This window comes from Shewanella sp. SR43-4, assembly GCF_014163845.1.
GTDB lineage: Bacteria > Pseudomonadota > Gammaproteobacteria > Enterobacterales > Shewanellaceae > Shewanella > Shewanella vesiculosa.
This window is the reverse complement of sequence record NZ_JACJEB010000068.1, coordinates 1-251: the sequence shown is the minus strand read 5'-3', so window position 1 is coordinate 251 and position 251 is coordinate 1. Positions and strand designations below refer to the sequence as shown.

General features: G+C 46.2%; 1 rRNA gene. It reads right to left on the bottom strand.

What is annotated here, in order from left to right:
• Nucleotides 1–159: 159 nt before the first annotated feature.
• Nucleotides 160–251 (bottom strand): 16S ribosomal RNA (locus tag H5123_RS20435); the annotation flags it as partial.

Here is a 251-nt window from a genome sequence, read left to right as displayed (position 1 = left end):
TGCGCCTTTAGTTAGTACTATCAGCTTTCCAAATTGTTAAAGAACAACACTTAACCGGCTTGCGGTGTGTTTTACTCACCTTCCGAAGAAGTTAACAAGTAATCTGTGTGAACACTCACATGCATCGCTGCACTTTAGGTATTGAGTTAGTCGTATAGGTAAGGAGGTGATCCAGCCCCAGGTTCCCCTAGGGCTACCTTGTTACGACTTCACCCCAGTCATGAACCACAAAGTGGTGAGCGTTCTCCCGA